Below are 25978 nucleotides of genomic sequence, written 5' to 3' on the forward strand. Positions count from 1 at the left end.
CCCCGAACTGAAACTAACCGGAAGATCTACGTGTTCCTGCCCAGGACGTGACTCTCGCAACGTCCGGCCGCGTCCGCACCCTGGAACCCGGGCCGCCTCTCAGGCACAGTGTGGAAAAGGATGCACAAGAATCGGGCATGGCGCCCTCTCGCGGGTCGCGGCGCGGGCAAGCTTGGTCAGGTGCCCTCTTCGACCTCGTGAAGAGGGCTTCGAGAGCGGCGATGTTCGGACATGCCGGGTACGGTGCTGGCAGCAGGTGTGTCCGGAAGAGAGACTCGGGAACCCGGGGGAAAGGGCACGCATGCGCCCTCGGTGGGCATCGGGCGGCCGACCGTGACAGCACGGTCGACCGGTCCGGGGTCCTCCGTGCCGTCAAGACAGGGCAGGAAGGACACGCATGCAGGAGCTGCGCCTCGTCGCGGTCAGCGAGGACGGTACGTACCTCGTCCTGGCCACCGCGGGCCGAGGCACCCGGTTCACCCTGCCCGTCGACGACCGGCTCCGCGCAGCGGTCCGTGGGCACTTCTCCCGCCTCGGCCAGTTCGAGATCGAAGTGGAGAGTCCCTTGCGCCCCAAGGAGATCCAGGCCCGCATCCGGTCCGGCGAGACCGCCGAGGAGATCGCCGAGTCGGCGGGCATCCCGGTCGAGCGCGTCCGCTGGTTCGAGGGACCGGTCCTGCAGGAACGCGAGTACATGGCCCAGCAGGCGCAGCGGGTCACCGTGCGCCGGCCGGGCGAGTCCACCCCCGGCCCGCCGCTCGGCGAGACCGTCGAGGAGCGGCTCGGCCGCGGCGGCGTCGACCTGGAAGAGGTCGAGTGGGACTCCTGGAAGTGCGAGGACGGCACCTGGCGCGTCCGGCTGTCCTTCTTCGAGGGCGGCCGCCCGCACGCCGCCGAGTGGACCTTCGACCCGCGCCGCCGGCACGTCTCCCCGCTGGATGAGATCGCCGCCCGCCTCACCTCCGTCGAGTGGGACGACGACGGGCTGTCCGACACCGTGACGCCGCTCGTCCCGCGCCGTCCGGCGATGAAGGTCGTCGGCAGCGACCGGGAGGTGCGCGGGCTGCCCGCCGAGCCCGAGCAGCACGGTCCGGCCGGGCCGCCAGGGCCGTTCCGCGCCGCCGAGGCGCGCGAGTACATCATCGAGCGCGGCCGCATGATCGACCCGCGTCCCGCCTTCCGGGAGGCGCCGGAGAGCGCGCCGCTGCGCGAGGCGTCCGCACCGGCCGGGTTCCGTCCCGGCGAGGCGTCCCCGCGCCCGCCGCAGGCGCCGAGCCCCGCGCCGTCGCGGGACGAGCGCGAGCCGGACGAGGCCGCCGAGGCCGCGCACGCGCGGGCCGCGGGCTCGGTGAGCGAGGTGTCCGAGACGCCGGGCACCGCCCCGGAGCAGGACGAGGCGACGCCCCTCGCGAGCGAGGGCGAAACCGCCGAGGCGCAGGAGAGCGCGGCCGCCGAGTCCGGCGAGGAGGCGCACGCCGAAGAGCCCGCTCAGGCGCAGCCGGCCGACCGGCCGGAGGAGCCCGCCACCGCCTCCGCGGAAGACGAGCAGGAGGCCGCGCAGGCCGACGAGGCGTCCGAGTCGCACGACGAGGACGAGCAGGCCGAGGACACCGTCGCCGAGGCGCGGCCCGAGGAGCCGGCCGAGGCCGAGCATGCCGAGCCTCCGGCGGAGGCTGCCGTCCAAGCCGAGGACGGCGCCGACGAAGCGCGGCGGGACGAGCCCGAGCGTCAGACCGGCAAGGCGCCCGAGCCCGTGGCCGCCGAGGAAGCGGTCGAAGCGGAGCCGGAGCCCGAGCCGGAGCAGGAGTCGCGCGGAGCCGCCGCATCGGCCGAGCCCCAGCCGGCACGCACGGAGCCGACGCGGACCGAGTCCACACGGACCGAGTCCACACGGACGGAGTCCGCACGGACGGAGCCTGCGCGGAGTGAGCCGGCGCCGGTGAAGAAGCCTCCGGCGCCGCGGCAGCCGCCGCGGGCCCCGGCCAAGAAGAAGCCGGCGACCCGTCCCACCATGCCCGCCGCCGCCCAGGACAAGCCGGCCACCGGCTCGCCCGCCGCCGCGAGCGGCGAGGGACCGGCGGCGCAGCGGCCCGCGCGGCGCCGCAAGGCCAAGGGCAAGCGCGCCTCCGTCCCGTCCTGGGACGAGATCATGTTCGGGGCGCGCCGCCCCGAGTAGGGGGCGGGGCGGCCAGGAACGGGGCGACCCAGTCGGGGGTGATCGCGGCGGCCAGCGCCACCGCGTCCTCCTCCGCCATGTCGGCCGAGGAGTAGCCGCCGTCGCCCGCCCCGACGGCGGCGACGAGGGTGGCGAGGCCGAGCCTGCGCTGGAACAGCGTGCGGCGGATGCGCCAGCCGACGATGGCGCCGTGCTCGACGACGATCTGGCGGCGGCGCAGCGAGCCCGACCGGACGGTGAGGCGCCCGCCGCCGGAGGCGTGGCCGAGCTGCCGGTAGCGGTCCAGGCCGAGCGGGACGGCGAGGACGGCCAGCCCCGCGCACAGGTAGGCGACCCACGGCGGGCCGGCCAGCACCGCGAGCACCGCGAACGCGGCCGGGGGCGCCGCCGCGCGGACGATGCGGCGGCCCCGGGCGGCGGGCGGGTGCGCGGTCAGCGGCGCGGGAACGGGGCCGAGGACGCGGGCGGCGAGGGACTCGGCGACCGGGCGGGGCGCGGCGGGCAGCAGCCGGCCGCGGTGCGCGGCGTCCCCGAGGCCGGTGATGAGGGCGCCGACCCGCGCCACCCCGGCGAGGCGCTCGAACGGGTTGTCGATCAGCTCGACGCCGCGCAGCCGGCGGCGTTCGAGGGAGACGCTGCGGCGGGTGACCAGGCCGCGCTCGGCGATGACCGAGCCGTCCCGCTCCCGGACGGTGAAGTCCCAGTTGAAGAGCGTGAAGGCGATCACCGACATGACCGGCATGGCGATCAGCACGAGGATGATCAGCGCGAGGACGACGGCGGTGGACAGGCCCACCACGTCGTGGCCGAAGTTCTCCACCCGCTCCCGCGTGATGAGGCCCAGGTCGTCGCCGAGGTTGTAGAGGGTGCCGAGGAGGCTGCCCGCGACCGCGAACGGCGTCAGCAGGTAGGCGCCGCTGAGCGGGGCGTACACGTACCAGCGGGGCCTCATGCGGGCGAGGACGCGCTGGGGCGGGGCATGGCCGTCCCTGGCCAGCAGGACGCGGCGGAGCCGTTCGGCCTCGTGGCGGGAGACCGCGTTGAGCTCGCCCTCGCCGCCGTCCGCCCCCGCGTCGATGCGGACGATCGCCAGCCCGAGCAGCCGGTGCGGAAGGGACGCGCTGACGTCGACGCCGCGGATCCGGTCGCGCGGGATGCTCTTGACCGAGCGCCCGATGAGCGCGCGCCGGAGTTCGATGCGGTCGTCGTGCAGGACGTAGGTGAACGTCATCCAGTCGGCGACGTGGAAGACCAGCCCCAGGGTGAGGCCGACCAGCGTGAAGTAGAACGCCGTGGACATGCCGCCGACCAGGAGCCCCGTGGCCCCCGCCGCGAGCAGCGCGATGAGTTCGCGGACGGCGCCGACGACGAACGTGAGCGGATGCAGCCGCACGTTCACGTCGCGTCGTCGCGGAGGTCGTGCGCGCGGTGCGCCAGGTCTTCGGCCAGGCGCGTCGCCACGTCCACCGGAAGCCCGGACAGCTCCGACGAGCCGGTGTGGGACGCCGTGTTGACCTCGATGGTGGCGAGGCCCAGCATCCGCTCGATCCATCCCTGCTTGCTGTCGACGGTCTGGATGCGGCCCACGGGCACGAGGAGCCATTCGCGGCTGAACCAGCCCGTGCGGGTGTAGACGACGTCGGCGCTGACCTCCCAGCGGTGGACGCGGTAGCGCCAGACGGGGGCGACGGTCGTCATGAGCAGCCCCGCGGCGCCGATGATGTAGGGCAGCCACCCCACGCGGCCGGACGCCCAGCCGGGCAGGGCGTCCCAGTCGGAGTCGCCGACCCAGGCGGCCACGCCCAGCGCGAGCCCGAACGCGAGCCCCCACAGCAGCAGGTACTCGATGGCCCAGTGCGCGACGGCGCGCGGCGACACCCGGTTCTCGGGCGGCCGCAGCCGCGGCGGGTGCGGCCCCCCGCCGTCCTCGTGGTGACCGCGCCGCACCGTCGTCACACCGCGAGTTTAGAACGCCGGAGGCCTCCTCCAGCCCCTCCGTCCGGCGCGCGCCGCCGGAATCGGCGGCACGATCGCGCGGCCGGCGGCGTTTTGTCAGTGACGCGTGCGATGTTGGTGACGCGTCCCGCGCCCGTGGCCGGGGCGCGGCAAGGGGCGGCAGGAAAACCGAATGCACACCACCCCGGACACCGCATATTTTGGCTGGTCCCCCATCGGAGGGGCACAGACGTCCGGCAGACGACTCCCTAGGAGATCACATGACGTACGCGATCCAGGCCGAGGGCCTGGAGAAGCGGTTCGGTGAGACCCGGGCGCTGGCGGGCGTCTCGCTCACCGCCGAACCCGGGACGGTCCTCGGGGTGCTGGGGCCGAACGGCGCCGGCAAGACGACCATGACCCGGATCCTCGCCACGCTGATCGAGCCGACCGCCGGCACCGCGCAGGTCGGCGGGTTCGACGTGCTGCGCGACGCGCACAAGGTGCGGCAGCTCATCGGCCTGACCGGCCAGTACGCCGGGGTCGACGAGATGCTGACCGGCACCGAGAACCTCCTCCTGATCGGGCGGCTGCTCGGCATCCCGCGCCGGGCCGCCAGGGCGCGGGCGGCCGAGCTGCTGGAGCGGTTCCAGCTCACCGACGCCGCCGAGCGCGCGGCCAAGACCTACTCCGGCGGGATGCGCCGCCGCCTCGACCTGGCGGCGAGCCTGGTCGGGCGCCCGCAGATCCTCTTCCTGGACGAGCCGACCACCGGTCTCGACCCGCGCAGCCGCGGCGGCCTGTGGGACATCGTGCGCGGCCTCACCGACGACGGCGTCACCGTCCTGCTCACCACGCAGTACCTGGAGGAGGCCGACCAGCTCGCCGACGACATCATCGTGATCGACCGCGGCGAGGTCATCGCGCACGGCACGTCCGACACGCTGAAGTCGCAGGTCGGCGGCCAGGTGCTGGAGGTGCGCCCGCTCCAGGGGAGCGACGCCGCCGCCGCGGCGAAGATCGTCGGCGAGCTCGCCGGCGCCGAGCCGGAGCTGCGCGACGGCCTGATCAGCGCGCCGATCACCGACCCGCGGCTGATGCCCGCGGTGGTGCGCCGCCTCGACGACGCCGGCGTCGCGGTCGGCGAGCTGTCGCTCCGCAAGTCCAGCCTGGACGAGGTGTTCTTCGCCCTCACCGGCCACCACACCGACGACATCGACGCCGAGGCCGGCGAACTGGCCCAGTCCGTCGACAAGGAAGGGGCGTCGACATGACCACCGCGTCACTCGCGCCGCAGGACCTGTCCAAGCGGGTCGCGCCCGGCACGGCCGTGCGCAACACGGCCACCCTCGCCTGGCGCAACCTCGTCCAGATCAAGCACAACCCGATGGAACTGCTGGACCTGTCCATCCAGCCCATCATGTTCGTGCTGCTGTTCGCGTACGTGTTCGGCCCGGCGATGGCGGGAAGCGTCGAGGCGTACCTGCCGGTCGTGATCCCCGGCATCATCGCCCAGAACGCCCTGTTCGCGGGGATGAGCACCGGTTTCGGGCTGAACACCGACATCACCAAGGGCGTGTTCGACCGGTTCCGCAGCCTGCCGATCGCCCGCAGCGCCCCGCTCGCCGGGCGGATCATCGCCGATACCGCCAAGCAGGCGTGGTCGATGCTGATCCTCCTGCTCGTCGGCTTCGCCATCGGCTTCCGCATCGGCACGAACGTGTTCGCGCTGCTCGGCGCGTTCGTCCTCCTGCTCGCCTTCGCGGTCCTGTTCTCCTGGACGTCGGTCTACATCGCGATGAAGGTCAACGAACCGGAGAAGGTGCAGATCTTCGGCTTCGTGGTGATCTTCCCGCTGAGCTTCCTCAGCACCGCGTTCATCCCGAACACCGACGGCATCCCGGGCCCGGTCGCCTTCGTCATGGACAACAGCCCCGTGACCCAACTGGTCGAGGCGATGCGCGGCCTCCTCGTCGGCGGCCCCGTCTTCGAACACGCCTGGATAGCCCTCGCCTGGGGCGTCGGCATCTCCCTGGTCTTCGCCCCCCTCTCCCTGCGCGCCTTCAAACAGCGCGCGTAATCCCCCAGGGGGCCACCCCCTATGGCGGGTCTTGGGGGAGGGCGAAGGTGGTTAGGACGTCTTTGAAGGTTTTCGTGCGGCCTTGGTTGTAGGCGGTTGTGAAGGCTTCTTCGCTCAGGTTTGCGCGGGTGGCGGTCTCGATGGCTACTACGTCGGGGAGGGAGAGGTCGCGGGAGCCTCGTAGGGCGTCGGCGGTGCCGAGGAGTTCGGCGGCGCGGGCCGGGTCGCCCAGGACGCGGGCGCGTTCGGCGTGGCCGGCCAGGACGTGGGAGACGATCGGGTAGTCCTGGGCCCGGGCGGCGGCGCGCAGGGCCTCGTCCAGGCGGGCGGTGGCGGCGTCCACGGCGCCCATCGACAGGTCGAGCTGGGCGCGGGCGCAGAGGATCATGGCGCGGAACTGGGCCGGCCCGGGGAGGTCCGCGGTGAGTTCGTCCGCGTGCGCCAGGCGGCGCAGCGCCTCGGCGGTGTCGCCGGAGCGGCGGGCGAACTCGCCGAGCTGGTAGTGGAGGGCGGCCGTCTCCTCGGCGTTGGTGGAGACGGAGTCGCGGAGGGCGGCGTGCAGCAGCGCCTCGGCCCGGTCGCGCTCGCCGATGAGGTCCAGGCCGTTCGCCAGCCTCATGTGGACGTGCAGCAGCCCGGCCGTGCCGCCGCCCAGCTCGGCGTTGAGCCGCAGGGCCTCCTCGTACAGGCCGACGGCGCCGCGGTGGTCGCCGCGGCGGCCGAGGATCTCCGCCTGGGACGTCAGGGTGACCGACAGGCCCCAGCGGTCGCCCGACTCGCGGAACGCGGCGAGGGCGCGGTCGAAGTCGTCCTCGATCTGGCCGGTCCGGCCGAAGTTGTTGGCGATCTGGCCGCGCACGAAGTACGCCAGGCCGCGCACCCACGGGTCGGGGTCGTCCAGCAGGGTGTCGATGCCGGGCGCGGACGCCGGGTTCCAGCCGCCCGTGTACATCTGGGCGGTCTCGAGCATCAGCCGCAGCACCGGGTGCAGGGACGCGCGGTCGAGCCCGCCGCAGATGCCCTCCGCGCGGGCGAGCCAGCTCGGGATGCGGTCGGCGCCCTGCTGGTCGTCCAGCAGCGTGAGGGCGCCGATCGCCAGGGCGCGGGCGGTGGTCTCGTCGTCGGGGACGTCCGGGAGCGCGAGGATCTCGGTCAGCCCGTCGACGGCGTCGCCGAGCCGGCCGTGCAGGAACCAGTACCAGCCGAGCGCCGCGCAGAACCGCATGGCGAGCGGCGCGTCGCCCGCGGAGATCGCCCAGTGCAGGGCGGCGGAGGTGTTGTCGAGCTCCGCGGTGAGGCGGTGCAGCCAGGGCAGCTGGCCGGCGCGGTAGAGGTGCGGCTCGGCCTCCTCGGCGAGGCGGAGGAAGTACTCGGCGTGCGCCCGCCTCGTCGCGGCCTCGTCGCCGGACTCGGCGAGGCGTTCGAGGCCGTAGGCGCGGATCGTCTCCAGCATCCGGTAGCGCGGCTCGGGGCCGGTGATGGTCAGCAGCGACTTGTCGACGAGCGCGGTGAGCAGGTCGAGGACGGCGGCGCGGTCCAGGCCGGGCCCGGCGCACACGGCCTCGGCGCCGTCCAGGGTCGCGCCGCCGGGGAAGGCGGCGAGGCGGCGCCAGAGCGTCCGCTCCGGCTCCTCCAGCAGGTCCCAGCTCCACTCGACGACGGCGCGGAGCGTCCGGTGCCGCGGCATGGCGGTGCGGCTGCCCGCGGTGAGCAGCCGGAACCGGTCGTCGAGGCGGTCGGCGACCTGCGCGGGCGTCATCGCGCGGAGCCGGGCGGCGGCCAGCTCGATCGCCAGCGGCATGCCGTCCAGGGCCCGGCAGGTCCGCACGACCGCGGCGGCGTTGCCGGCGGTGACCGCGAAGCCCGGCGAGACGGCCGCGGCCCGGTCGGCGAACAGCCGGACGGCCGGTGAGGCCGCCGCCTCCTCCGGGCCGGCGGACGGCGGCGGCGGTTCCAGCGGCTCGACCGGCCACAGCGTCTCCCCGGTGATGCCGAGGGGCTCCCGGCTCGTCGCGAGGATCCGGACGCCGGGGCAGGTCTCCAGGACGGTCCCGGCGAGCCGCGCGGCGGCGTCCAGCAGGTGCTCGCAGTTGTCCAGGACCAGCAGGAGCCGCCGTCCCGACAGGGCGGAGACGAGCCGGTCGAGCGGGTTCGGGGCCGTCGCGTGGCCGCCGATCAGCGCCATCTCGCGGAGCCCGAGCGCGGTGCTGACCGCGGCGGGGACCTCGGCCGGGTCGGTGACCGGGGCGAGTTCGACGAGCCAGGCGTCGCCCGGCGCCCGTCCGGCGGCCTCCAGCGCCAGCCGGCTCTTGCCGGAGCCGCCGGCGCCGGTCAGCGTGACGAGCCGCGCCCGCGCCAGCAGGCCGTCCACCCGTTCCAGGTCGGTGCCGCGGCCGATGAAGCTGGTCAGCCGGGCGGGCAGGTTGCCCGTGCGCTCATCGGACGGGACGGGCGGCGGCGGTGCGGCCGGTGCGAGGGACGGGTCCCGCCGCAGCACCGCCAGGTAGACGGCCTCCAGCTCGGGGGACGGGTCGACGCCGAGCCCCTCCCCCAGGGCGCGCTTGGCCTCGTCGTAGCGGGCGAGGGCCTCGGCCTGGTGCCCGGCCGCGTAGAGGGCGCGCATCAGCAGCGCGGTGACGGGTTCGCGGAGCGGGTCGGCGGCGGCGAGCGCGCGCAGCTCCGGGATCACCTCGGCGTGGCGGCCGAGCGCGAGGTCGGCGCCGAGCCGCTCCTCCAGCGCGGCGCGGCGCAGCGCGTCCAGGCGGGCGGCGGGCGCGTCCGCGAACCGGAGCCCGGAGGCGTCGGCGAGCGCCGGGCCGCGCCACAGCGCGAGCGCCGAGGCGAGCCCGGCCGACCGGTCGGCCGGCGACGCGGCCCGGCGCGCGTCGCGGACCCGCGCCTCGAAGTCGTGGGCGTCCACGTCCCGCGGCGGGACGGCGAGCCGGTACCCGCCGGGACGGGTCTCGACCAGCTCCGGGCCGATCGCGGCGCGCAGCCGCCGGACGAGGGACTGCAGCGCGTTGGGCGCGCCGCCCGGCACGCCGTCCTCCCACAGCGCGTCGATGATCCACTCGGCCGGGATGAGCGCGCCGGGGTCGAGCGCGAGCAGCGTCAGCAGCGCGCGCAGCCGTGCCCCGCCGACGGCGACGGGCGTGCCGCCGTCCGCCGCCCGCACCTCCAGCGGCCCCAGGATCCCGATCCGCACCCGGCGATTGTCCCTTACTCCCGGAACGCGGAACGCCCCGGCGGTTCGCGGGGAACCGCCGGGGCGCCGGGAGGGAGCGCGGGCCGGGCCGGGTCAGGCGGCCGTCTCTTTGGCCGCGCCCGTGTCGGCCGCGGTCGTGACCCTGGGGTCGTCGAGGGCGGCGAGCTGGAAGTCGGCGCGCGGCTGCTCCACGGTCGCGAGCGAGACGGTCTCGCGCTTGAGGAACAGCGCGAGCGTCCAGTCGGCGACGACGCGCAGTTTGCGGTTGAAGGTCGGGACCTTCGCGCCGTGGTAGCTGCGGTGCATGAACCACGCCGGCCAGCCCTTGACCTTGAAGCCGTAGGTCTGCGCGACGCCCTTGTGCAGGCCGAGCCCGGCGACGGCGCCGATGTTGGCGTGCACGTACGGCTTGAGCGTCTTGCCGCGCAGCGACCGGACGATGTTGTCGCCGAGCAGCTTGGCCTGCCGGACGGCGTGCTGCGCGTTCGGCGGGCAGAACATGCCCTCCTGCGTCAGGTCCGGGATGGCGGCGTTGTCGCCGGCGGTGAACGCCCGCACCAGGCCCTCGATGGTGAGGTACTCGGTGCCCTTGACGCGGCCCCGCTCGTCCAGCGGCAGGTCGCCGTGCCGGACGACGGGCGAGGGCTTGACGCCCGCGTTCCACACCAGCGTCCCGGCCGGGAAGCTGCTGCCGTCCGACAGCTCGATCTGCCCGTCGACGGCCGACTCCAGGTAGGTGTTCATCTTCACCGCGATGCCGCGGCCGCGCAGCTGCTCGGCGGTCCACTTGCCCATGTCGGGGCCGACCTCGGGCAGGATGCGGTCGGCGGCCTCGACGAGCATGAACCGCAGGTCCTGCGGGGTGACCTTGCGCATGTACTTGGTCGCGTCGCGGGTCATGTCCTCCAGCTCGGCGACCGCCTCCACGCCGGCGAACCCGCCGCCGACGAACACGAAGGTCAGCGCCTTGCGGCGCAGCTCGACGTCGTCGGTCGACTCGGCGATCTCCAGCTGCTCCAGCACGTGGTTGCGCAGGTGGATGGCCTCGCCGACGGTCTTGAGGCTGATGCCGTGCTCGGCGAGCCCCGGGATCGGCAGCAGCCGCGGCACCGCGCCGGCGGCCATGACCAGGTAGTCGTAGGAGATCCGCTCCGGGGGGCCGGACAGCGGCTGGACGATCGCCCACCCCTCGTCGTGGTTCAGCTCGGTGACGCGCGCCTTGCGCACGGTGCACTTGGGCAGCACCCGGCGGAGCGGGACGACGACGTGCCGCGGGGAGATGTTCCCGGCGGCGGCCTCGGGAAGGAACGGCTGGTACGTCATGTACGAGTTGGGGTCGACGATGGTGACCTTGACCTCGCCGCGTCTCAGCTCACGCTTGAGCTTCTTCTGCAGGCGCAGCGCGGTGTACATGCCCACATAGCCGCCACCCACGATGAGGATGTGGGGAGCGCCAGAGGTCTCCTCGGCGGTCCTGGCCATTGCGGCCCTCCAATGTCACGGTCGGCTTGTGAAGACATTCACAAGCTATCCGATGGAACGTGCCTGACACCAACGAATAACCAGGGAAGAAGTGGAGAACTTCCCGCCCGGGTAAACCTGGGGGCCGGATCGGGTGTGAAACCCGCCACTCCTTCCCAAATATTGGGATGGAACGGGTCAAAGCACGCATGACGCACGTCACAGGGATCTTTGTCGGCCGGGCCCGCGAACGGCGCCGCGAACCGCCCGTCGCACCCCCGCGAAAGCCCTATCGTTGGGGCGGACGAGGAAGGGGGCGCCGGCGGCGGGACGCGCGCGCGGCCGATGAGCGGACCGAGCCGACGGCGGCCCGGCGGCGCGCGGGCTACGATCTCGCCCGGGAGCGTATCGATGATGAGCAGAGACCGGCGTCCGATGGCGACCGCGGCGGGCGTCCTCGCCCTCGCCCTCGCCGGCGTGCTGAGCGGCTGCGGGCTGATCGGGCAGCCGCAGAACAAGAGCGCCGAACTGTCGGAGTGGTTCACCGTGACCAGCCCGGTCTTCCGCGATGGCGGCGACTTGCCCCCGCGGTACGGCTGCACGACGTACCCTGGCGGGCAGGGGAAGACCCCGCCGCTGCGGTGGTCGGGCACGCCGGCCGGGACCAGGTCGTTCGCGATCGTCATGGACGACCCGGACGCCTCGGGCGGCGCCTACGTCCACTGGGTGATCGCGGGCATCGACGGAACGGTGAACGAGATCGTGGAAGATGCCCGGCTGGACAGGACCGTCGAAGGGTTGACCACAGAGGAGAAGGCGGGCTACGCGCCGCCGTGCCCGCCCAAGGGAGAAGAGCATCGGTACCGGTTCACCATCTACGCGTTGGACGATCCGGCACCGTTCCAGAACGGCGCCGCACTGAAGGTCTCGCTCCCCGCCATCGCCGAGCACACCATCGGACGCGGGCGGATCATCGGGAACTTCGGCGGCGAGCAGGCGCGTTGACCGTGGTGCCCGCAGGCGCAGGGTCAGGGCGGACCCCTCGGGGGGCCGGAGCCGACAGGGGTGTGCGGATCGGCGAGGTTGGCCGATCGGTACGCGCCGTGTGAGGGTAAATGTGCGCGAATGGTGTGACAACGGTCATAGCGGTCGGAGAGAATCGGGCTGAGCCCCGGCGGCGGAGGCCCGCGACGATCCGGACGCTTGCGACAATCGGGACGGACCCGCGGTCCGCGCCGGCGACTCTCGCTGGGCCAAGGCATTGGGTGGTGGCATGACTTCTTACATCGTGGTCTTCGGCCTCATTGTGGTCGTGGTCCTGGTGGTCGTCCTCGTGGCCCTCGGCCTGCGGGCCAGCAGGGCGGGACGCGACGACGACGACTGGATGGACGACGAGCCGCAGCAGCCGCGCGGCCGCCGGGGAGTCCCACCGCAGGACCAGATGGGCCACGACGACTACGGCCCCGGCTACGGCGACGGGTACGACGAGGGCTACGACGGCGGCTACGACCGCGCGCCCGAGCCCGTCCCCGACCGCCGCGTCGCCGGCGGGCCGCTCGCCGCGCCCACCGCCGCCCCGTCCCCGCCGCCCCCCGCCCCGAGCGGCCAGGCGTCGGACGAGATGGAGGACGACGACTACTGGGCGACGATCACCTTCGACAAGCCCAAGTTCCCCTGGCAGCACGACCGCGACCACGAAGGCGGCCCCGAGCCCGACCTCGCCGCCGACCCGCTGAACGCGCAGGCCGCGCCGCCCGAGCAGCAGCAGATCGAGCCGCCGCAGCTGACCCAGCCGGTCTCGCTGAGCGCCGACGGCACCGTCCTCAACGGCCTCGGCGGCCCGGGCGGCCACGGCGGGCAGGGCGGCGGCACCGGCCCGCAGCAGATGCCCGCCCCCGGCGGGTTCCCCGGCGGCGCGCCGTTCGGCAGCGACCCCGGCGCGACCTCGCTCGACCCGGTCCCCGCCGACCTCGGCGGCCCGTCCTACGGCGGCCCCGGCATTCCCGACCAGCCGTCCTACGGCGGGCAGGAGCCGCAGCCCGCGTACGGCGCCGCCGACTACGGCCCGGGCGACTCCTCCTACGGCGGCCACGACCAGTACGGCGCTCCCGAGCAGCCCCCGTACGGCTCCCGCGAACCGTCCTACGGCGACTACGGCTCCGACCCGCTCGGCGGGCGCCCGGCCGCCGGCCCGCCGCCCGCCCCCCGGCAGGACTTCGACATGCCGCTCGGCCCGTCCGGCCCGCGCGGCGGCGACCCGCGGGTGTCCGACCCGCTCGGGCTGCCGCTCGGCCGTCCCGACGAGCCGGCCGGACCGCCCCCGGCCCCGCCGCTCCCGTCCTCGCCCCCGCCCTCCGCGCCGCCCGCCCCGGCCCCGGCCGCCGCGCACGCCGGCTCCGGCGGCGGGTCCGACACCGACGGCCACAAGCTCCCGACGGTGGACGAACTGCTCCAGCGCATCCAGTCCGACCGGCAGCGCTCGTCGGGCGGGCCGTCCTCGTCCGACACGGGCGGCTCCTACGGCGGCGGCTCCCTGAACGACCCGCTCGGCGACCCGCTCGGCACCGGCTCCTACGGGACGGGCGCGCCGCCCGCGAGCACCGGCAACACCGGCCCGTGGCCGTCCGGCGGGCCCTCCGGCGGACAGGGAGGCGGCTACGACTCCGGCCTCGGGTCCGGTCCGGGCTACGACTCCGGCCTCGGCGGGACGTCCGGCTACGGGCAGGGCCAGCCGCAGAACGACGGCTACCCGACCGCCCCCGCCTACGGCGAGTCCACCCGCTACGAGGACCCGCTCGGCGGCGGCCACGACTCCTACGGCGGCTCCGGCTCCGGCGGCGTCTACGGCGACTTCAGCGGCAGCAGCTACAACGGCCCCGGCGACCCGCTGGCCGCGCCGCACGACCCGGGCGCGCAGGGCGGCTACCCCGACCCGAACGCGACCCAGGCGTACGGCTCCGGCTACTACGGCGGCTCGCAGCAGCAGGGCGGCTACCCGGGCGGCCAGCAGGGCGGCCAGCAGAACGACGGCAACCACTACGGCAACCGCCAGCCCGCCGACGACTGGGAGAACTACCGCCGCTAGACGCGCACGCGCACGACCGAGGGCCCGCCGGATTCCGATCCGGCGGGCCCTCGCCGTGTCGGGGCCCGCGCGTACCGCGAAGCCGCGGTTAATCATGCTTATATACGGTGTGTGACTTCAAAGACACGCAACGTGTCCATTATGCGACGGGATCTGCTCGCGTCGTTCGTCGTCTTCCTCGTCGCGGTGCCGCTCTCGCTGGGGATCGCGGTCGCGTCCGGCGCGCCGGTCGCCGCCGGGCTGGTCGCCGCGGCCGCCGGCGGGATCGTCGCCGGGCTGCTCGGCGGCTCCCCGCTCCAGGTGAGCGGGCCCGCCGCCGGCCTCACGGTGCTCGTCGCCGAACTCGTCCAGACCTACGGGTGGCGCGCCACCTGCACGATCACCATGCTCGGCGGGCTGGTCCAGCTCGCCCTCGGCGCCGGCCGGATCGCGCGGGCCGCCCTCGCCGTCTCCCCCGCCGTCGTGCACGGCATGCTCGCCGGGGTCGGCGCCGTCATCGTCCTCGCGGAGGTGCACGTCGTCCTCGGCGGCAGCCCGCAGCAGTCCGCGGTCGCCAACCTGCGGGAGCTGCCCGGCCAGCTCGCCCGCCCCGACCTGCCGACGGCGCTGCTGGGCGGGCTGACCGTCCTGGTCCTGCTGGGCTGGTCGCGGCTGCCGCGCGGCGGCCGGCTGCGGCTGGTCCCCGGCCCGCTGCCCGCCGTCGCCGCCGCGACCGCCACCGCCTGGGCCCTCGCCCTGCCGGTGCCGCGGGTCGACCTGCCGGACTCGCCGCTCGGCGGCTGGTCGGCGCCGGTCCTGCCGCACGGGCCTCCGCTCGGGGTCGCGGGGGCGGTCGTGTCCGTCGCGCTCGTGGCCGCGGTGGCGTCCCTGCTGTGCAGTGTCGCGGTCGACCGCATCCGGCCGCCCGGGGTGCCGCCCGCCGACCTGGACCGGGAGCTGCGGGCGCAGGGCGCCGCGAACGCCGTGTCCGGCCTGCTCGGCGGTCTGCCGGTGGCGGGCGTGATCGTGCGGAGCACCGCCAACGTGGACGCCGGCGGCCGCACCCGGCTGTCCCCCGTCCTGCACGGCGTCTGGGTGCTCGTCCTCGCGCTGGCCTGCGCGCCGCTCATCGAGCGGGTCCCGCTGTCGGCGCTCGCGGCGCTGCTGATCGTGCTGGGCGTCCGGCTGACCGACCCCGCCCGCGTCCGGGACCTGCGGCACCACCGGGAGGCCCCCGCCTACTACGGCACCCTCGCCGGCGTCGTGCTGCTGGGCCTCGGCGAGGGCGTCCTGGTCGGCATCGCGATCATGGCGGTGATGGCGCTGCGGCGGCTGACGCGGCTGTCGGTCCGGACGGAGGAGCTCGTGCCCGTGCCGGGCGACGGGCCCGTCCCGCCCCGCCGGCACGTGGTCGTCGAAGGGACGTTCACCTTCCTCGGCGTCCCCCGGGTGACGCGGGCGCTGCGGGAGATCCCGGCAGGCTGCGGGGTCGATCTGGACCTCAACGTCGACTTCATGGACCACGCCGCCTTCGACGCGATCCACCAGTGGCGCATCGCGCACGAGCGCCAAGGGGGGAGGGTCGACATCGACGAGGTTCACGAGGCTTGGTATGAAAGAGCCGTGACAGGTGACATGACTCAGCCAGGCAAGGCCGCTCCGCCCGCCCGCTGGTGGGCCCCCTGGGCGAACCGGCGGCGCCGCCCCGAGGCCGAGCTCGACGCACCGGAGACCTCCCCGGCCGACGTGCTCCTGAACGGCATCCGCGAGTACCACGACAGCACGGCCCGCCTCGTCCGGCCGATCATGTCCGAGCTGGCGATGAAGCAGAAGCCGCAGCACCTGTTCATCACGTGCGTGGACTCCCGCGTCGTCCCCAACATCATCACCGCGAGCGGTCCCGGCGACCTGTTCATCAACCGGAACGTGGGGGCCCTCGTGCCCCGGCACGGCTCCCGGACGCCGGACGACTCCGTCTCCGCCACCGTCGAGTACGCCACCAACGTCCTCGACATCAAGACCATCACCATCTGCGGCCACTCCAACTGCGGCGCGATGGCGGCGCTGCTCGCGGGCGGCACCGAGGTGGAGCGCCTGACCGGCCTGTCGCGCTGGCTCCGCCACGGCAACCACAGCCTCGCGCGCTTCCTCTCCACCGACCCGGACGGCTGGGACGAGCCGCCCCTCACCCGGCTCTGCAAGATCAACGTGATGCAGCAGCTCGACAACCTGCTGACCTATCCGTGGCTGCAGGAGCGGGTCGAGTCCGGCGAGATCGAGCTGGTCGGCCTCTACCTGGACATCTCGACCGCGACGGTCGAGGTCCTCGACCGCGCCAACGGGACGTTCGCCCGCGTCCCGGACGAGGTCCCGAACACCCGCACCCTCACCTGAGGGGTGCGGGCCGTCCCCCCGCCCGGACGACCCGCACGCCCCGGCGCCGACCGCGGACCCCGGTGCGGGGTCGGCGCCCATTCCCCGTGTCCCGGCGGATCGGCGACCCCCGATCCGCCGGAGCCGGGTCAGCGGCCCACCAGCTCCTCGTCATGCCGGTAGTCCCGCACGTACATTCCCGTCACGCGGCGCGCGCGGCGCGCGCCGCGGTCCTGCGCCGGCAGGAACAGCGCGTCGCGCCGGCTGGCGCGCGAGAAGTCCCAGAGGTACACGAGGCCGGCCAGCAGCCCGACCACCGCGAGGGCCACGAACACGATGATGAACATCGGCGCTCCTTTCCCACGGGGCCCGGCACCCCGGCCCCGCCGCCGTCACCGATCAAGGCGATCAGCTCTTACTCAGGACGGTAGGCGCCCGGTCGCGCCCCTTCTGTGTCCGGTGACCCGCTACCGAAGAGTCGCGTGACTCAAGAGACTTCGTCACCCGCGATCCAGGACATAGGATGTCCGACGTCCAGACTGGGAGGCTCCTGATGACCGACGGAACCGGCTTCGACCCCGACATCGCCGAGTGGCTCCGGCAGCGCGCCCTGGATCCGACGGCCGCCGACGCGTCCGTCGAGGGCGCCCGCATCCACTCCCGCGCCGTCAACGAGCGGTCGCGCGCACTCCTCGCGGATCCGCCGGTCCCCGCCGCGGAGCACGACATCGTCCTGGCGACGGCCGCAGGTCCGGTGCCCGCCCGCGTGACCGAGCCCGCGACCCGGTTCACCGACGCCACGGTCATGTTCTTCCACGGCGGCGGCTGGATCGCCGGGGACCTCGGCACCCACCTGCAGCACATGCGGCGGCTCGCCGTGGAGACCGGTTCGACCGTCGTCGGCGTCGACTACCGGCTGGCGCCCGAGCACCCGTATCCGGCGGCGTTCGACGACTGCCTGGCCGCGACGCTGCACGTCGCCGAAGCCTCCGCCGGACTGCTCGCCGTCGCCGGCGACAGCGCGGGCGGGCAACTGGCCGCGTCCGTCGCCCTCGCCTGCCGCGACCGGGGGGTGCCGCTGGCGGCGCAGCTGCTCGTCGTCCCGGTCACCGACGTCACCGGCGGCTACGCGGACCCCGGAGTGAACGGCCGCCACCCGTCACGGCGCGAGCGGGAGGAGGGCTACGGGCTCACGCTCGCGGGCATGCGCCGGTTCTCCGAGCTCTACGCCCCGCCCGGCCGCGGGGACGACTGGCGGGTGTCGCCGCTGCGCGCGGCCGATCTCGCCGGCGTCGCGCCGGCGGCCGTCCACACGGCGGGGTTCGATCCGCTGCGGGACGAGGGCAACGCCTACGCGGCCGCCCTGCGTTCGGCCGGCGTCCCGGTGATCCACCGCGAATGGCCCACGCTCAACCACGGCTTCTTCGGGCTCGGCGGCGTCTCCGCGACCGCGGAGCGCGCGGCACGGCAGGCCGCCGCCGACCTGCGCGGGCTGCTCACCACCGGTCAGGACGCCACGGCCGCCGCGAACCGCGAAGTGATCCACTGAGGGTCGGTGATCGCGGTGCCGACCACGACGCAGGTCGCGCCCGCCTCGATCGCCGAGGCCGCCGCCGCGGGCGAGTGGTAGCGGCCCTCGGCGACGATCAGCGCGTCCGGGAGGGCGTGCCGCAACGCGCGGACGAGCTCGACGTCGGGCCCGTCAGGGGCCGGGCCGGGGCCGGTGTAGCCGGCGAGCGTGGTGGCGATCGCGTCGGCTCCCGCCTCGGACGCCGCGATGCCCTCGTCCAGTGCCGACACGTCCGCCATGAACAGCGCCCCGGCATCGTGGACGGCCTCGATCGAAGCCGTGAGCGGACGGCCGTCCGGGCGCGGGCGGAACGTGGCGTCGGCGGCGACGACCTGCGCGCCGGCCGCCGCGACGGCGCGGGCCGCCTCCAGCGTGGGGGTGATGAACACCCCGCCCGTCCCGTCCTTGGTGAGGCCGATGACGGGAACGTCCACGGCGGCGGCGACGGCCGCCACGTCCGGGACGCCGCCGACCCCGCCGCAGCGGATCGCGGCGGCGCCCCCGCCGACGGCGGCGCGGGCCATCCTGACGAGGGCGGCGGTGTCGCGCAGCGGATGCCCCTCCCCCGCCTGGCAGGACACGATCAGCCGTCCGGCGACGGCCGCGGCGAACGATTCGGGGGTCATCGGGTGCCTCCCTGCGGTCGGAGGGTCATCGCGAGACGGGCGGCGCCGACGAGCGGCGCGTCCGTGCCCAGGCGGGCGGGGACGATCGGCGTCGCGCGCAGCGGCGGCAGCGCCTCCGCCCGGAACGCGGCGGTGACCGCGTCCAGGAACGGCGCGCCGATCTGCGCGACGCCGCCGCCGATCACGACGGCGTCCGGATCGAGGACGGCGAGAAGCCCCGCCAGCGCCCGGCCCAGTACGGACCCGGCGTGCGGCGCATCCCCGGCGGCCTCGATGGCCGGGCCGGAGACGACGGCCTCCAGGTGGTCCCGCCGCCCGCAGCCGCACGGCACCGGCCCCCGTTCGGGAACGAGCAGGTGCGCGATCTCCCCGGCGGTGCCGTGGGCTCCGTGTTCGAGGCGCCCGCCCGTGGTCAGCGCGCCGCCGACCCCCGTGCCGACGGAGACGTGCAGCACCCGGTGATGTCCGGCCCCGGCCCCGTCGCGGGCCTCGCCGTAGGCCATGGCCCGGACGTCGTTCACCACGGCGACGGGCAGCCCCGTCCGCTCGGCCAGCGCGTCCCGGACGGGCGTCCCGGCCCAGCCGGGCAGGACCTCGGTGGCGGACACGACGCGCCCGGTCTCCTGGTCGATGACCCCGGGCGCGCCGACGCCGAGCGCCCGCACGGGTGCGTCGCCGGCCTCGGCCAGCAGCCGGGCCGCCGCGGCGACGACGCCGTCCCCGCCCGTGCGGGGCGTCGCCGCGCGCCCACGCCATTGGACCGTTCCGTCCGCGTCGACCAGCGCCGCGGCGATCTTCGTCCCCCCGATGTCGAGCGCCGCGAACACCTCCCGCCCGTCCCCCGTCACGCCCGCCACCGCGCCCCCGCCCACCGCACGGTCGCACCCGGCAACGGCGCCACACCCGGCGGTCGGGTCGCACCCGGCGGTTGAGTCGCACCCGGCAGTTGGGGCGCGGGCGGTGGTTGGGGCGCGGGGGGCGGTGGGGGGTTTCTAAGGGCGGTCATAGGAGGCCCGCGGCGGTCAGGCGGGATCGGACGTGGGCGGTCTCCGCCTCGTCCAGGGGGATCTGGGGCGGGGCGGTCGTCGGGTGGTCGATGACGCCCAGCAGGTGCAGGGCGGTCTTGAAGGAGCCCAGCGCGGACGAGCCGCGGCCCATGCGGGCGGGGGCGCCCGCGTTGACGATGTCGAACAGGCGCAGCAGCCGTTCCTGCTCGGCGCGGGCCTCGGCCCAGCGCCCGTCCCGGCACAGCCGGTGCAGCCGGACGTAGCCGGCGGGGTCGACGTTGCCGAGGCCCGGGACGACGCCGTGCACGCCCATCGCGAACGCCGCGTCCACCGTCAGTTCGGCGCCGGTCAGCACGCTGAAGCCGGACGTGTCGGCGTCGCGGAGGGCGAGCATCAGGGTGCGCATGGCGCCGTCGTCGCCGCTGGAGTCCTTCACGCCGGCCAGCACGCCCTCGGCCGCGAGCCGCAGCAGCATGCCGCCGTCCAGCTTGGAGTGCACCGAGACCGGCAGGTCGTAGGCGTAGACGGGGACCGGGACGGCGGCGGCGACCTCGCGCAGGTGGGTTTCGATCTCGGCCGGGTGGGTGCGGGTGTAGAACGGCGCGGTCGCGACCACGCCGTCGCAGCCGACCTCCGCCGCGACCCGCGCGTGCTCGATGACCCGCAGCGTGGTCATGTCGATGGCCCCGCCGAGGACGGGCACCTGCCCGGCGACGTGCTTGACGACGGTCTCCAGCACGGTGCGCCGGTGCGCGTCCGGCAGGAACGCGACCTCGCTGGTGGAGCCGAGCACGAAGAGCCCGTCCACGCCGGCGCCGACGAGATGGTCGACGAGCCGTTCGAGGGACGGGACGTCCACCTCCAGTCCGGGGGTCAGCGGCGTGCAGACGGGAGGCACGACCCCGGTGAGGGGGCCGGTGGGAGCGGGGGTCACGGAATCTCCTGGGAAACGGTGGACAGGGCGAGGTCGGACGGGCCGGTGACGGGGTGCAGGCACCGGTACCGGTGCCCGCCGTCGTGCCCGGCGCCGGTGTCGAAGGCGGGCAGGGCGTCGCCGCATTCGGCGGTCGCGCGCCAGCAGCGGGTCCGGAACGGGCAGCCGCTCGGCGGGTGGACGGCGGACGGGACGGGCCCGTCCAGCCGGATCGGCTCCATCGGGTCGAGCAGGCTCGGCGTCGCCGACAGCAGCGCCCGCGTGTACGGGTGGCGGGTGTCGCCGCGCGCCACCACGGCGGCCGGGGCCTCCTCGACGATCCGGCCGAGGTACATGGTGACGACCCGGTCGGACATGCGCCGCACGGTCTGGATGTCGTGCGAGACGAACACCATCGACAGCCCGAGCCGGTCCTTCAGATCGAGCAGCAGGTTGAGGATCTGCGCCCGGACGGACACGTCGAGGGCGGAGGTCGGCTCGTCCGCGACGAGCAGCGCCGGTTCCAGCGCGAGCGCGCGGGCGATCGCGACGCGCTGCCGCTGGCCGCCCGACAGCTGGCCGGGCAGCGCGGCGGCGAGCTGCGGCGGCAGCCCGACCAGCGACATCAGCTCGCGGACGCGGGCGTCCCGCTCGTCCGGGGTGCCGCGGCGGTGCACGTCGAGGGGATCGCGCAGGATCGCCCGGACGGGCAGCCGCCGGTTGAGCGCGGTCGCCGGGTCCTGGAAGACCATCCCGACGGACGCGCCGAGCCGGGTCGCGCGGTCGCGGCGGCGCAGCGCGCCGAGGTCGCCGCCCTCGAACAGGACGGTGCCGGACGTGGGCCGGGTCAGCCCGACGAGCACCTTCGCGAGCGTGGACTTGCCGCACCCGGACTCGCCGACGATCCCGACCGTCTCGCCGCGCCCGATCGCGAGGTCGGCGCCGGTCAGCGCGTGCACGGCGGCGCGGCGGAACGGGTTCCCGCCGCGGACGGGCAGCCGGACGTGCACGTCGCGCAGCTCCATGATCGGTGTGCTCATCGCGGCTCTCCCGCCTTGGCCGGGACGTCCGCGGCCGCGTCGATCGGGTGGTGGCAGGCGAACGCGTGCCGGTGCGGGTCTCCGGACGCCTCCGGGCGGGTCGCCGCGCACAGGTCCGTCGCGGCGGCGCACCGGTCGGCGAACCGGCAGCCGGCCGGGAACCGCGCGGGCGACGGGACGACGCCCGGGATCTGCACGGGGCGCCCTTCGGCGGCCTCCAGCGACAGCACCGCGCCGAGCAGCCCCCGCGCGTAGTGGTGCCGCGACGAGGCCACCAGTTCGGGCGTGACGCCCGCCTCGGCGACCTGCCCGCCGTACATGACCACGACCCGGTCGGTGACGTCGGCGACGAGCGCCAGGTCGTGCGAGACGAGGATCAGCGCGAAGCCGAGCTCCGCGCGCAGCCGCAGCAGCAGCCGCATGACCGCGGCCTGGACGGTGACGTCGAGGGCGGTGGTCGGCTCGTCGGCGACGACGAGCCGCGGGTCCCGCGACAGCGCCATCGCGATCAGCACCCGCTGCCGCTGCCCGCCGGACAGCTCGTGCGGGTAGGCGCGCAGCGTCCGGTCCGGGTCGAGGCCGACGAGGTCGAGCAGCTCGGCGGGGGTGCGGGTGCCGCCGCGCCGGGTGAGCTGGCGGAGCTGGGCGCGGATCGTCATCGCCGGGTTCAGCGACGACAGCGCGTCCTGGTAGATCATCGCCATGTCGTGCCCGAGCAGCCGGCGGCGCTCGCGGGCGGGCATGGTGCGCAGGTCGCGGCCGTCGAACAGCAGCCGGCCGCCGATCCGCGCGCCGCGCGGCTCCAGCCCCATGACCGCGAGGCTGGTGAGGCTCTTGCCGCAGCCGCTCTCGCCGACCAGGCCGACGACCTCGCCGGGGCGGACGTCCAGCGACACCCGGTCGACCACGTTCAGGTCGCCGTACCGGCCGGGGAACCCGATGGTGAGGTCCTCGACGCGGAGCAGCGGTTCGCCCTCGGGGAGGGGCCGGGCGCGGTCGGCGAGCCGCCGTCCCGCCTCCCGCAGGTCGTCGGCGCCGTCCAGCGCGGCGGCCGCCGGACGCTCCCCGGGCCCGGCGTCGGCCTCGGCCTCGGCCTCGGTGTCGGTGCGGGCGGCGGGCGCGGCCCACGCGTCCGACACCCCCTCGGACAGGACGTTCAGCACCAGCACCGTGACCAGGATGAACAGGCCGGGGAAGAACGTCGCCCACCAGCCGCCCGCCAGCACCAGCGACTTGCCGTAGGCGATGACGCTGCCCCACGACGGGTCCGGGTCCTGGACGCCCGCGCCGATGAACGACAGGCTCGCCTCGAACACGATGGCGTTCGCGACGACGATCGTGCAGAACACCAGGATCGGCGCCGCGCAGTTGACCACGACGTGCCGGCGCAGGATGTGCCCGCGCCCCGCGCCGATGACCCGCTCCGCCGCGACGTAGTCCTCGCCGTACTGCGCCAGCACGTTCGCCCGCACCACCCGCGCGATCTGCGGGACGTACAGGAACGCGATCGTGAAGATCAGCACGGGCAGGCTCTTGCCGAACACGGTGACGAGCACGGCGGCGAGCGCGACCGCCGGGAACGCCATGATCACGTCCAGGCAGCGCATGACGACCTCGTCCACGACGCGGTGCGCGGTCGCGGCGAGCGAGCCGAGCAGCGCCCCGGCGGCGAGCGCGAGCAGCGTCGCGCCGAGGCCGATCGCCAGGGACCAGCGCGCCCCGTACAGGACGCGGGCGAACACGTCCCGGCCGACCCGGTCGGTGCCGAACCAGTGCTCGCCGGACGGCGCCTGGCTCGCGATGCCGGTGGTCAGCGGATCGTGCCGGGCGATCAGCGGCGCGGCGAGCGCGGCCACGGCGATCACCAGCAGCACGCCCAGCGCGATCCGGGACGCGGGCCGCAGCCGCCGCAACGCGGTCTTCATCGGGTGGCTCCCCTCAGCCGCGGGTTGGCGAACAGGTACAGGACGTCCACGAGCAGGTTCACCACCAGGAACGTCAGCGCGATGCCGAGCACCACGCCCTGGACGAGCGCCGGGTCGCCGGCCGTGACGCCCTGCATGATCAGGGTGCCGAGGCCGGGCAGCCCGAAGATCGCCTCGACCACGACGGCGCCGCTCAGCAGGTAGCCGATCTGCAGGCCGAGCACGGTCAGCGGGGTGATCAGCGCGTTGCGCAGCACGTTGCGCCCGACCACGACCACGCGCGGCAGACCCCCGCCGACGGCGGTGCGCACGTAGTCGCGGTCGAGCTCCTCGACCATCGCCGTGCGCACCACCCGGGCGAGCAGCGACCCCACCGGGAACGCGATCGCGATCGCGGGCAGGGCGAGGCTGCGCAGCCAGCCGCCCACCGAGTCGGCCGGGTTGACGTATCCGCCCGTCGGGAACCAGCCGAGCCGCAGCGCGAACCACTGGATCAGCAGGATCCCGAGCCAGAACGACGGCATCGCGACGCCCGCCATGGACACCACCCGGATGGCCTGGTCCGGCCACCGGTCCCGGAACAGCGCCGCCGTCACGCCGAGGACCACCGCGAACAGCGCCCCGAGCAGCACCGCGAAGACGGTGAGCTGCAGCGTGAGCGGGAAGGCCGTGCCGATCGCGTCCGTCACGGACCGGCTCGGCGGCGCGGTCACCCCGAGGTCGCCCCGCACCAGGTCGCCGAGGAACCGGACGTACCGGACGGGCAGCGGGTCGTCGAGCCCGTGCTCGACCGAGTACGCGTGCCGGGCCTCCGGGGTGGCGCCCTCGCCGAGCGCGTTGTAGGCGGGGTCGTTCGGTGAGAAGCGCAGGACGACGAAGACGAACAGCGTGATCCCCAGCACCATCGGCACGAGGGTCAGCAGCCGTCCCGCCGTCATGCGCAGGATCGTTGCCATGGGCGGCGTCCGTTCTGTCGGGCGGGTCTTCCGGAGTGGACGTCAGGCGCGGCCGACGTCCAGGAACGACAGGCCCGTCGTCGCGATGGGCTTGAACCCGGGCAGCCCTTCGCGGTCCCACCCGGTGACGAGCTTGCGGTGGAAGATCGGGTACAGCGCGGCCTGCTCGGCGACGATGTCGATGGCCTGCTTCCACAGCCCGCGGCGGGCGGCCTCGTCGGTCTCGCGCGCGGCCTCGTCCAGCAGGCCGACGACCTTCTTCGCCTCGGCGGTGCCGGAGTTGTAGCTGCGGTGCTCCGGCCACGTCCCGACGTAGAACCAGCGCATCAGCAGGTCGCAGTCGTTGCCGAACACCGACGGGTCGCCCGGCGCGGCCATCACCTGGTACTTGCCGGTGTCGATGCGGTTGGAGTACTGCCCGCCGGACTGGCCGACGTTGAGCGTCGTGGACACCCCGATCGCGTCCCAGCTCTGCTTGATCAGCGGGGCGCAGTCCTTGACGAAGTCGGTGTCGGTGGTGACCAGCTCGACCTTCAGGCCGCTGACGCCGGCGTCCGACAGCAGCTTCTTGGCCTTCGCCGCGTCGTACCCGTAGACCGTGGACGCCTTGACGTAGTCGGGGTGCCCGGCCGGCAGGAAGCTGGTCGCCGCGGCGGCGTTGCCGAGCATCGCCGTCTCGATCAGCTTGTCGGTGTCCAGCGCGTAGTGCAGCGCCTGCCGGACGCGCACGTCGTCGAACGGCTTCACCTTGCAGTTGAACATCATGAACAGCAGCCCGAAACTCTGCACGGACTGGACGGCCTTGGCCTTCGACAGCGCGTCGGCGTTCAGGTACGGGACGGCCTCGATCGCCTGGACGCGGCCCGACTGCAGCGCGGTCACGCGGGTGGACGGCTCGGCCAGCAGCAGCCAGGTCATCTTCGCGACCTTCGCGGGACGGGGGCCGTTGTAGCCGTCGGACTTGGCGAACGACAGCCCGTCGGTGGCGCTCGCGGACGCCAGCCTGTAGGGCCCCGAGCCGACCGGCAGCGAGTCGAACTTCTTCGGGTCGGCCTCGACGATCTTCTTCGGCACGACCTTGACCACGGCCAGCCGCTCGGCGAACAGCGCGAACGGGTACTTGAGCTTGAACTCGACCGTGCTCGCGTCGACCTTCTTCACCCCGTCCAGGAACGGGAGGAACTGGATGAACAGCGAGGCGTTCTTCTCGTCCAGGACCCGCTCGAAGCTGAACACGACGTCGTCGGCCGTGACGGCGGAACCGTCGTGGAACTTGGCGCCGTCCCGCAGCGCGACCCGGTAGGTGGTGTCGTCCACCTTCTCGGGGTCGGCCTTGGCGAGCGCGTTGTACGGCTGCCGGGTCACCGGGTCGAGGTCGACCAGGGACTCCAGCACGTGCAGGTTGGCGGCCACGGCGACGGCGCTGGAGGCCGTCATCGGGTCGAAGCCGCCCGACAGGGCGTAGGCGAGGGCGGCCTGGATGGTGTCCTTGGATCCGCCGGATCCGCCGGACCCGGTGGACGAGGGGCCGCCGCACGCGGCCAGGCCGGCGCTGATCGTCGCGGCCGCGCCGAGCAGTCCGGTGTAGCGCAGGAACTCGCGGCGGTGCAGGCCGGCTCCGGGCTGGAGATCGGTCACGTCGTCTCC

19 protein-coding genes are annotated in these 25978 nt (G+C 74.6%); 7 read left to right on the forward strand and 12 right to left on the reverse strand.

Annotated features, from left to right (window positions below; translation table 11 throughout):
- Nucleotides 1-397: 397 nt before the first annotated feature.
- Nucleotides 398-2176 (forward strand): septation protein SepH, encoded by a 1779-nt coding sequence (gene sepH / locus ABFX46_RS20305; RefSeq protein ID WP_346044148.1) that lies wholly within the window; start codon nt 398-400, stop codon nt 2174-2176.
- On the opposite strand, the gene ABFX46_RS20310 is transcribed toward sepH, so the two are convergent.
- Nucleotides 2148-3575 carry a PH domain-containing protein gene (locus ABFX46_RS20310; RefSeq protein ID WP_346044150.1) on the reverse strand — a complete coding sequence of 476 codons (1428 nt, stop codon included), beginning with the start codon at nt 3573-3575 and terminating at the stop codon, nt 2148-2150. The genes sepH and ABFX46_RS20310 overlap by 29 nt on opposite strands.
- Nucleotides 3572-4132 carry a PH domain-containing protein gene (locus tag ABFX46_RS20315; protein ID WP_243715023.1) on the reverse strand — a complete coding sequence of 187 codons (561 nt, stop codon included), beginning with the start codon at nt 4130-4132 and terminating at the stop codon, nt 3572-3574. The genes ABFX46_RS20310 and ABFX46_RS20315 overlap by 4 nt, the downstream gene beginning before the upstream one ends.
- 260 nt (nt 4133-4392) lie before the next feature.
- On the opposite strand from ABFX46_RS20315, the gene ABFX46_RS20320 reads away from it, so the two are divergent.
- Nucleotides 4393-5385, forward strand: coding sequence for an ATP-binding cassette domain-containing protein (locus ABFX46_RS20320; RefSeq protein ID WP_346044152.1), 993 nt, complete (start codon nt 4393-4395; stop codon nt 5383-5385).
- On the forward strand, nt 5382-6191 hold the full coding sequence (locus ABFX46_RS20325; RefSeq protein ID WP_346044154.1) for an ABC transporter permease: 810 nt from the start codon (nt 5382-5384) through the stop codon (nt 6189-6191). The genes ABFX46_RS20320 and ABFX46_RS20325 overlap by 4 nt, the downstream gene beginning before the upstream one ends.
- 19 nt (nt 6192-6210) lie before the next feature.
- Here ABFX46_RS20325 and ABFX46_RS20330 read toward each other — a convergent pair whose 3' ends face one another.
- Together ABFX46_RS20330 and ABFX46_RS20335 are read right to left on the reverse strand one after the other, a co-directional pair.
- A complete protein-coding gene (locus tag ABFX46_RS20330) occupies nt 6211-9396 on the reverse strand; it encodes an ATP-binding protein (protein WP_346044156.1) in 3186 nt (1061 codons plus the stop codon).
- A gap of 93 nt (nt 9397-9489) precedes the next feature.
- Nucleotides 9490-10878 carry an NAD(P)/FAD-dependent oxidoreductase gene (locus ABFX46_RS20335; RefSeq protein ID WP_346044158.1) on the reverse strand — a complete coding sequence of 463 codons (1389 nt, stop codon included), beginning with the start codon at nt 10876-10878 and terminating at the stop codon, nt 9490-9492.
- A 390-nt stretch (nt 10879-11268) separates the two neighbouring features.
- Here ABFX46_RS20335 and ABFX46_RS20340 point away from each other — a divergent pair, with 390 nt between their 5' ends.
- From ABFX46_RS20340 to ABFX46_RS20350, 3 genes are all read left to right on the forward strand, one after another.
- Nucleotides 11269-11862 (forward strand): YbhB/YbcL family Raf kinase inhibitor-like protein, encoded by a 594-nt coding sequence (locus ABFX46_RS20340; protein WP_346044160.1) that lies wholly within the window; start codon nt 11269-11271, stop codon nt 11860-11862.
- A gap of 268 nt (nt 11863-12130) precedes the next feature.
- Nucleotides 12131-13942, forward strand: coding sequence for a hypothetical protein (locus tag ABFX46_RS20345; protein WP_346044162.1), 1812 nt, complete (start codon nt 12131-12133; stop codon nt 13940-13942).
- 141 nt (nt 13943-14083) lie between these two features.
- Entirely contained in the window at nt 14084-16315 is a 2232-nt protein-coding gene (locus ABFX46_RS20350) for a SulP family inorganic anion transporter (protein ID WP_346044164.1), read from the forward strand.
- A 128-nt stretch (nt 16316-16443) separates the two neighbouring features.
- Here the strand turns inward: ABFX46_RS20350 and ABFX46_RS20355 are convergent, their stop codons facing one another.
- On the reverse strand, nt 16444-16641 hold the full coding sequence (locus ABFX46_RS20355) for a hypothetical protein (RefSeq protein ID WP_346044166.1): 198 nt from the start codon (nt 16639-16641) through the stop codon (nt 16444-16446).
- A 206-nt stretch (nt 16642-16847) separates the two neighbouring features.
- Between ABFX46_RS20355 and ABFX46_RS20360 the strand changes: the two genes are divergently transcribed.
- On the forward strand, nt 16848-17843 hold the full coding sequence (locus ABFX46_RS20360; RefSeq protein WP_346044167.1) for an alpha/beta hydrolase: 996 nt from the start codon (nt 16848-16850) through the stop codon (nt 17841-17843).
- Here ABFX46_RS20360 and ABFX46_RS20365 read toward each other — a convergent pair.
- The 7 genes from ABFX46_RS20365 to ABFX46_RS20395 all read right to left on the reverse strand — a co-directional run bounded on the left by ABFX46_RS20365 (nt 17801) and on the right by ABFX46_RS20395 (nt 25969).
- The gene (locus ABFX46_RS20365) at nt 17801-18490 is read right to left on the reverse strand and encodes a putative N-acetylmannosamine-6-phosphate 2-epimerase (RefSeq protein WP_346044169.1); all 690 of its coding nucleotides are present in this window, start codon (nt 18488-18490) and stop codon (nt 17801-17803) included. The genes ABFX46_RS20360 and ABFX46_RS20365 overlap by 43 nt on opposite strands.
- Entirely contained in the window at nt 18487-19338 is an 852-nt protein-coding gene (locus ABFX46_RS20370; RefSeq protein WP_346044171.1) for an ROK family protein, read from the reverse strand. The genes ABFX46_RS20365 and ABFX46_RS20370 overlap by 4 nt, the downstream gene beginning before the upstream one ends.
- Nucleotides 19339-19492: 154 nt before the next feature.
- Entirely contained in the window at nt 19493-20431 is a 939-nt protein-coding gene (locus ABFX46_RS20375; protein ID WP_346044173.1) for a dihydrodipicolinate synthase family protein, read from the reverse strand.
- Entirely contained in the window at nt 20428-21450 is a 1023-nt protein-coding gene (locus ABFX46_RS20380; RefSeq protein WP_346044175.1) for an oligopeptide/dipeptide ABC transporter ATP-binding protein, read from the reverse strand. The genes ABFX46_RS20375 and ABFX46_RS20380 overlap by 4 nt, the downstream gene beginning before the upstream one ends.
- Nucleotides 21447-23375, reverse strand: a complete 1929-nt coding sequence (locus ABFX46_RS20385) for a dipeptide/oligopeptide/nickel ABC transporter permease/ATP-binding protein (RefSeq protein WP_346044177.1) — start codon at nt 23373-23375, stop codon at nt 21447-21449. The genes ABFX46_RS20380 and ABFX46_RS20385 overlap by 4 nt, the downstream gene beginning before the upstream one ends.
- Nucleotides 23372-24331, reverse strand: coding sequence for an ABC transporter permease (locus tag ABFX46_RS20390; RefSeq protein WP_346044179.1), 960 nt, complete (start codon nt 24329-24331; stop codon nt 23372-23374). The genes ABFX46_RS20385 and ABFX46_RS20390 overlap by 4 nt, the downstream gene beginning before the upstream one ends.
- A 42-nt stretch (nt 24332-24373) precedes the next feature.
- A complete protein-coding gene (locus ABFX46_RS20395) occupies nt 24374-25969 on the reverse strand; it encodes an ABC transporter substrate-binding protein (protein WP_346044181.1) in 1596 nt (531 codons plus the stop codon).
- Nucleotides 25970-25978 lie beyond the last annotated feature (9 nt).

This window comes from Actinomadura chokoriensis (genome assembly GCF_039529475.1).
In the GTDB taxonomy this organism is placed as follows: Bacteria; Actinomycetota; Actinomycetes; order Streptosporangiales; family Streptosporangiaceae; genus Spirillospora; species Spirillospora bangladeshensis.

Bases quoted from the DNA above. Each gene is read 5' to 3' on its own strand.
- sepH (WP_346044148.1), top strand. From the start codon at position 398: ATGCAGGAGCTGCGCCTCGTCGCGGTCAGCGAGGACGGTACGTACCTC.
- ABFX46_RS20320 (WP_346044152.1), top strand. From the start codon at position 4,393: ATGACGTACGCGATCCAGGCCGAGGGCCTGGAGAAGCGGTTCGGTGAG.
- ABFX46_RS20325 (WP_346044154.1), top strand. From the start codon at position 5,382: ATGACCACCGCGTCACTCGCGCCGCAGGACCTGTCCAAGCGGGTCGCG.
- ABFX46_RS20335 (WP_346044158.1), bottom strand. From the start codon at position 10,878: ATGGCCAGGACCGCCGAGGAGACCTCTGGCGCTCCCCACATCCTCATC.
- ABFX46_RS20340 (WP_346044160.1), top strand. From the start codon at position 11,269: ATGATGAGCAGAGACCGGCGTCCGATGGCGACCGCGGCGGGCGTCCTC.
- ABFX46_RS20345 (WP_346044162.1), top strand. From the start codon at position 12,131: ATGACTTCTTACATCGTGGTCTTCGGCCTCATTGTGGTCGTGGTCCTG.
- ABFX46_RS20350 (WP_346044164.1), top strand. From the start codon at position 14,084: ATGCGACGGGATCTGCTCGCGTCGTTCGTCGTCTTCCTCGTCGCGGTG.
- ABFX46_RS20355 (WP_346044166.1), bottom strand. From the start codon at position 16,641: ATGTTCATCATCGTGTTCGTGGCCCTCGCGGTGGTCGGGCTGCTGGCC.
- ABFX46_RS20360 (WP_346044167.1), top strand. From the start codon at position 16,848: ATGACCGACGGAACCGGCTTCGACCCCGACATCGCCGAGTGGCTCCGG.
- ABFX46_RS20365 (WP_346044169.1), bottom strand. From the start codon at position 18,490: ATGACCCCCGAATCGTTCGCCGCGGCCGTCGCCGGACGGCTGATCGTG.
- ABFX46_RS20380 (WP_346044175.1), bottom strand. From the start codon at position 21,450: ATGAGCACACCGATCATGGAGCTGCGCGACGTGCACGTCCGGCTGCCC.
- ABFX46_RS20385 (WP_346044177.1), bottom strand. From the start codon at position 23,375: ATGAAGACCGCGTTGCGGCGGCTGCGGCCCGCGTCCCGGATCGCGCTG.
- ABFX46_RS20390 (WP_346044179.1), bottom strand. From the start codon at position 24,331: ATGGCAACGATCCTGCGCATGACGGCGGGACGGCTGCTGACCCTCGTG.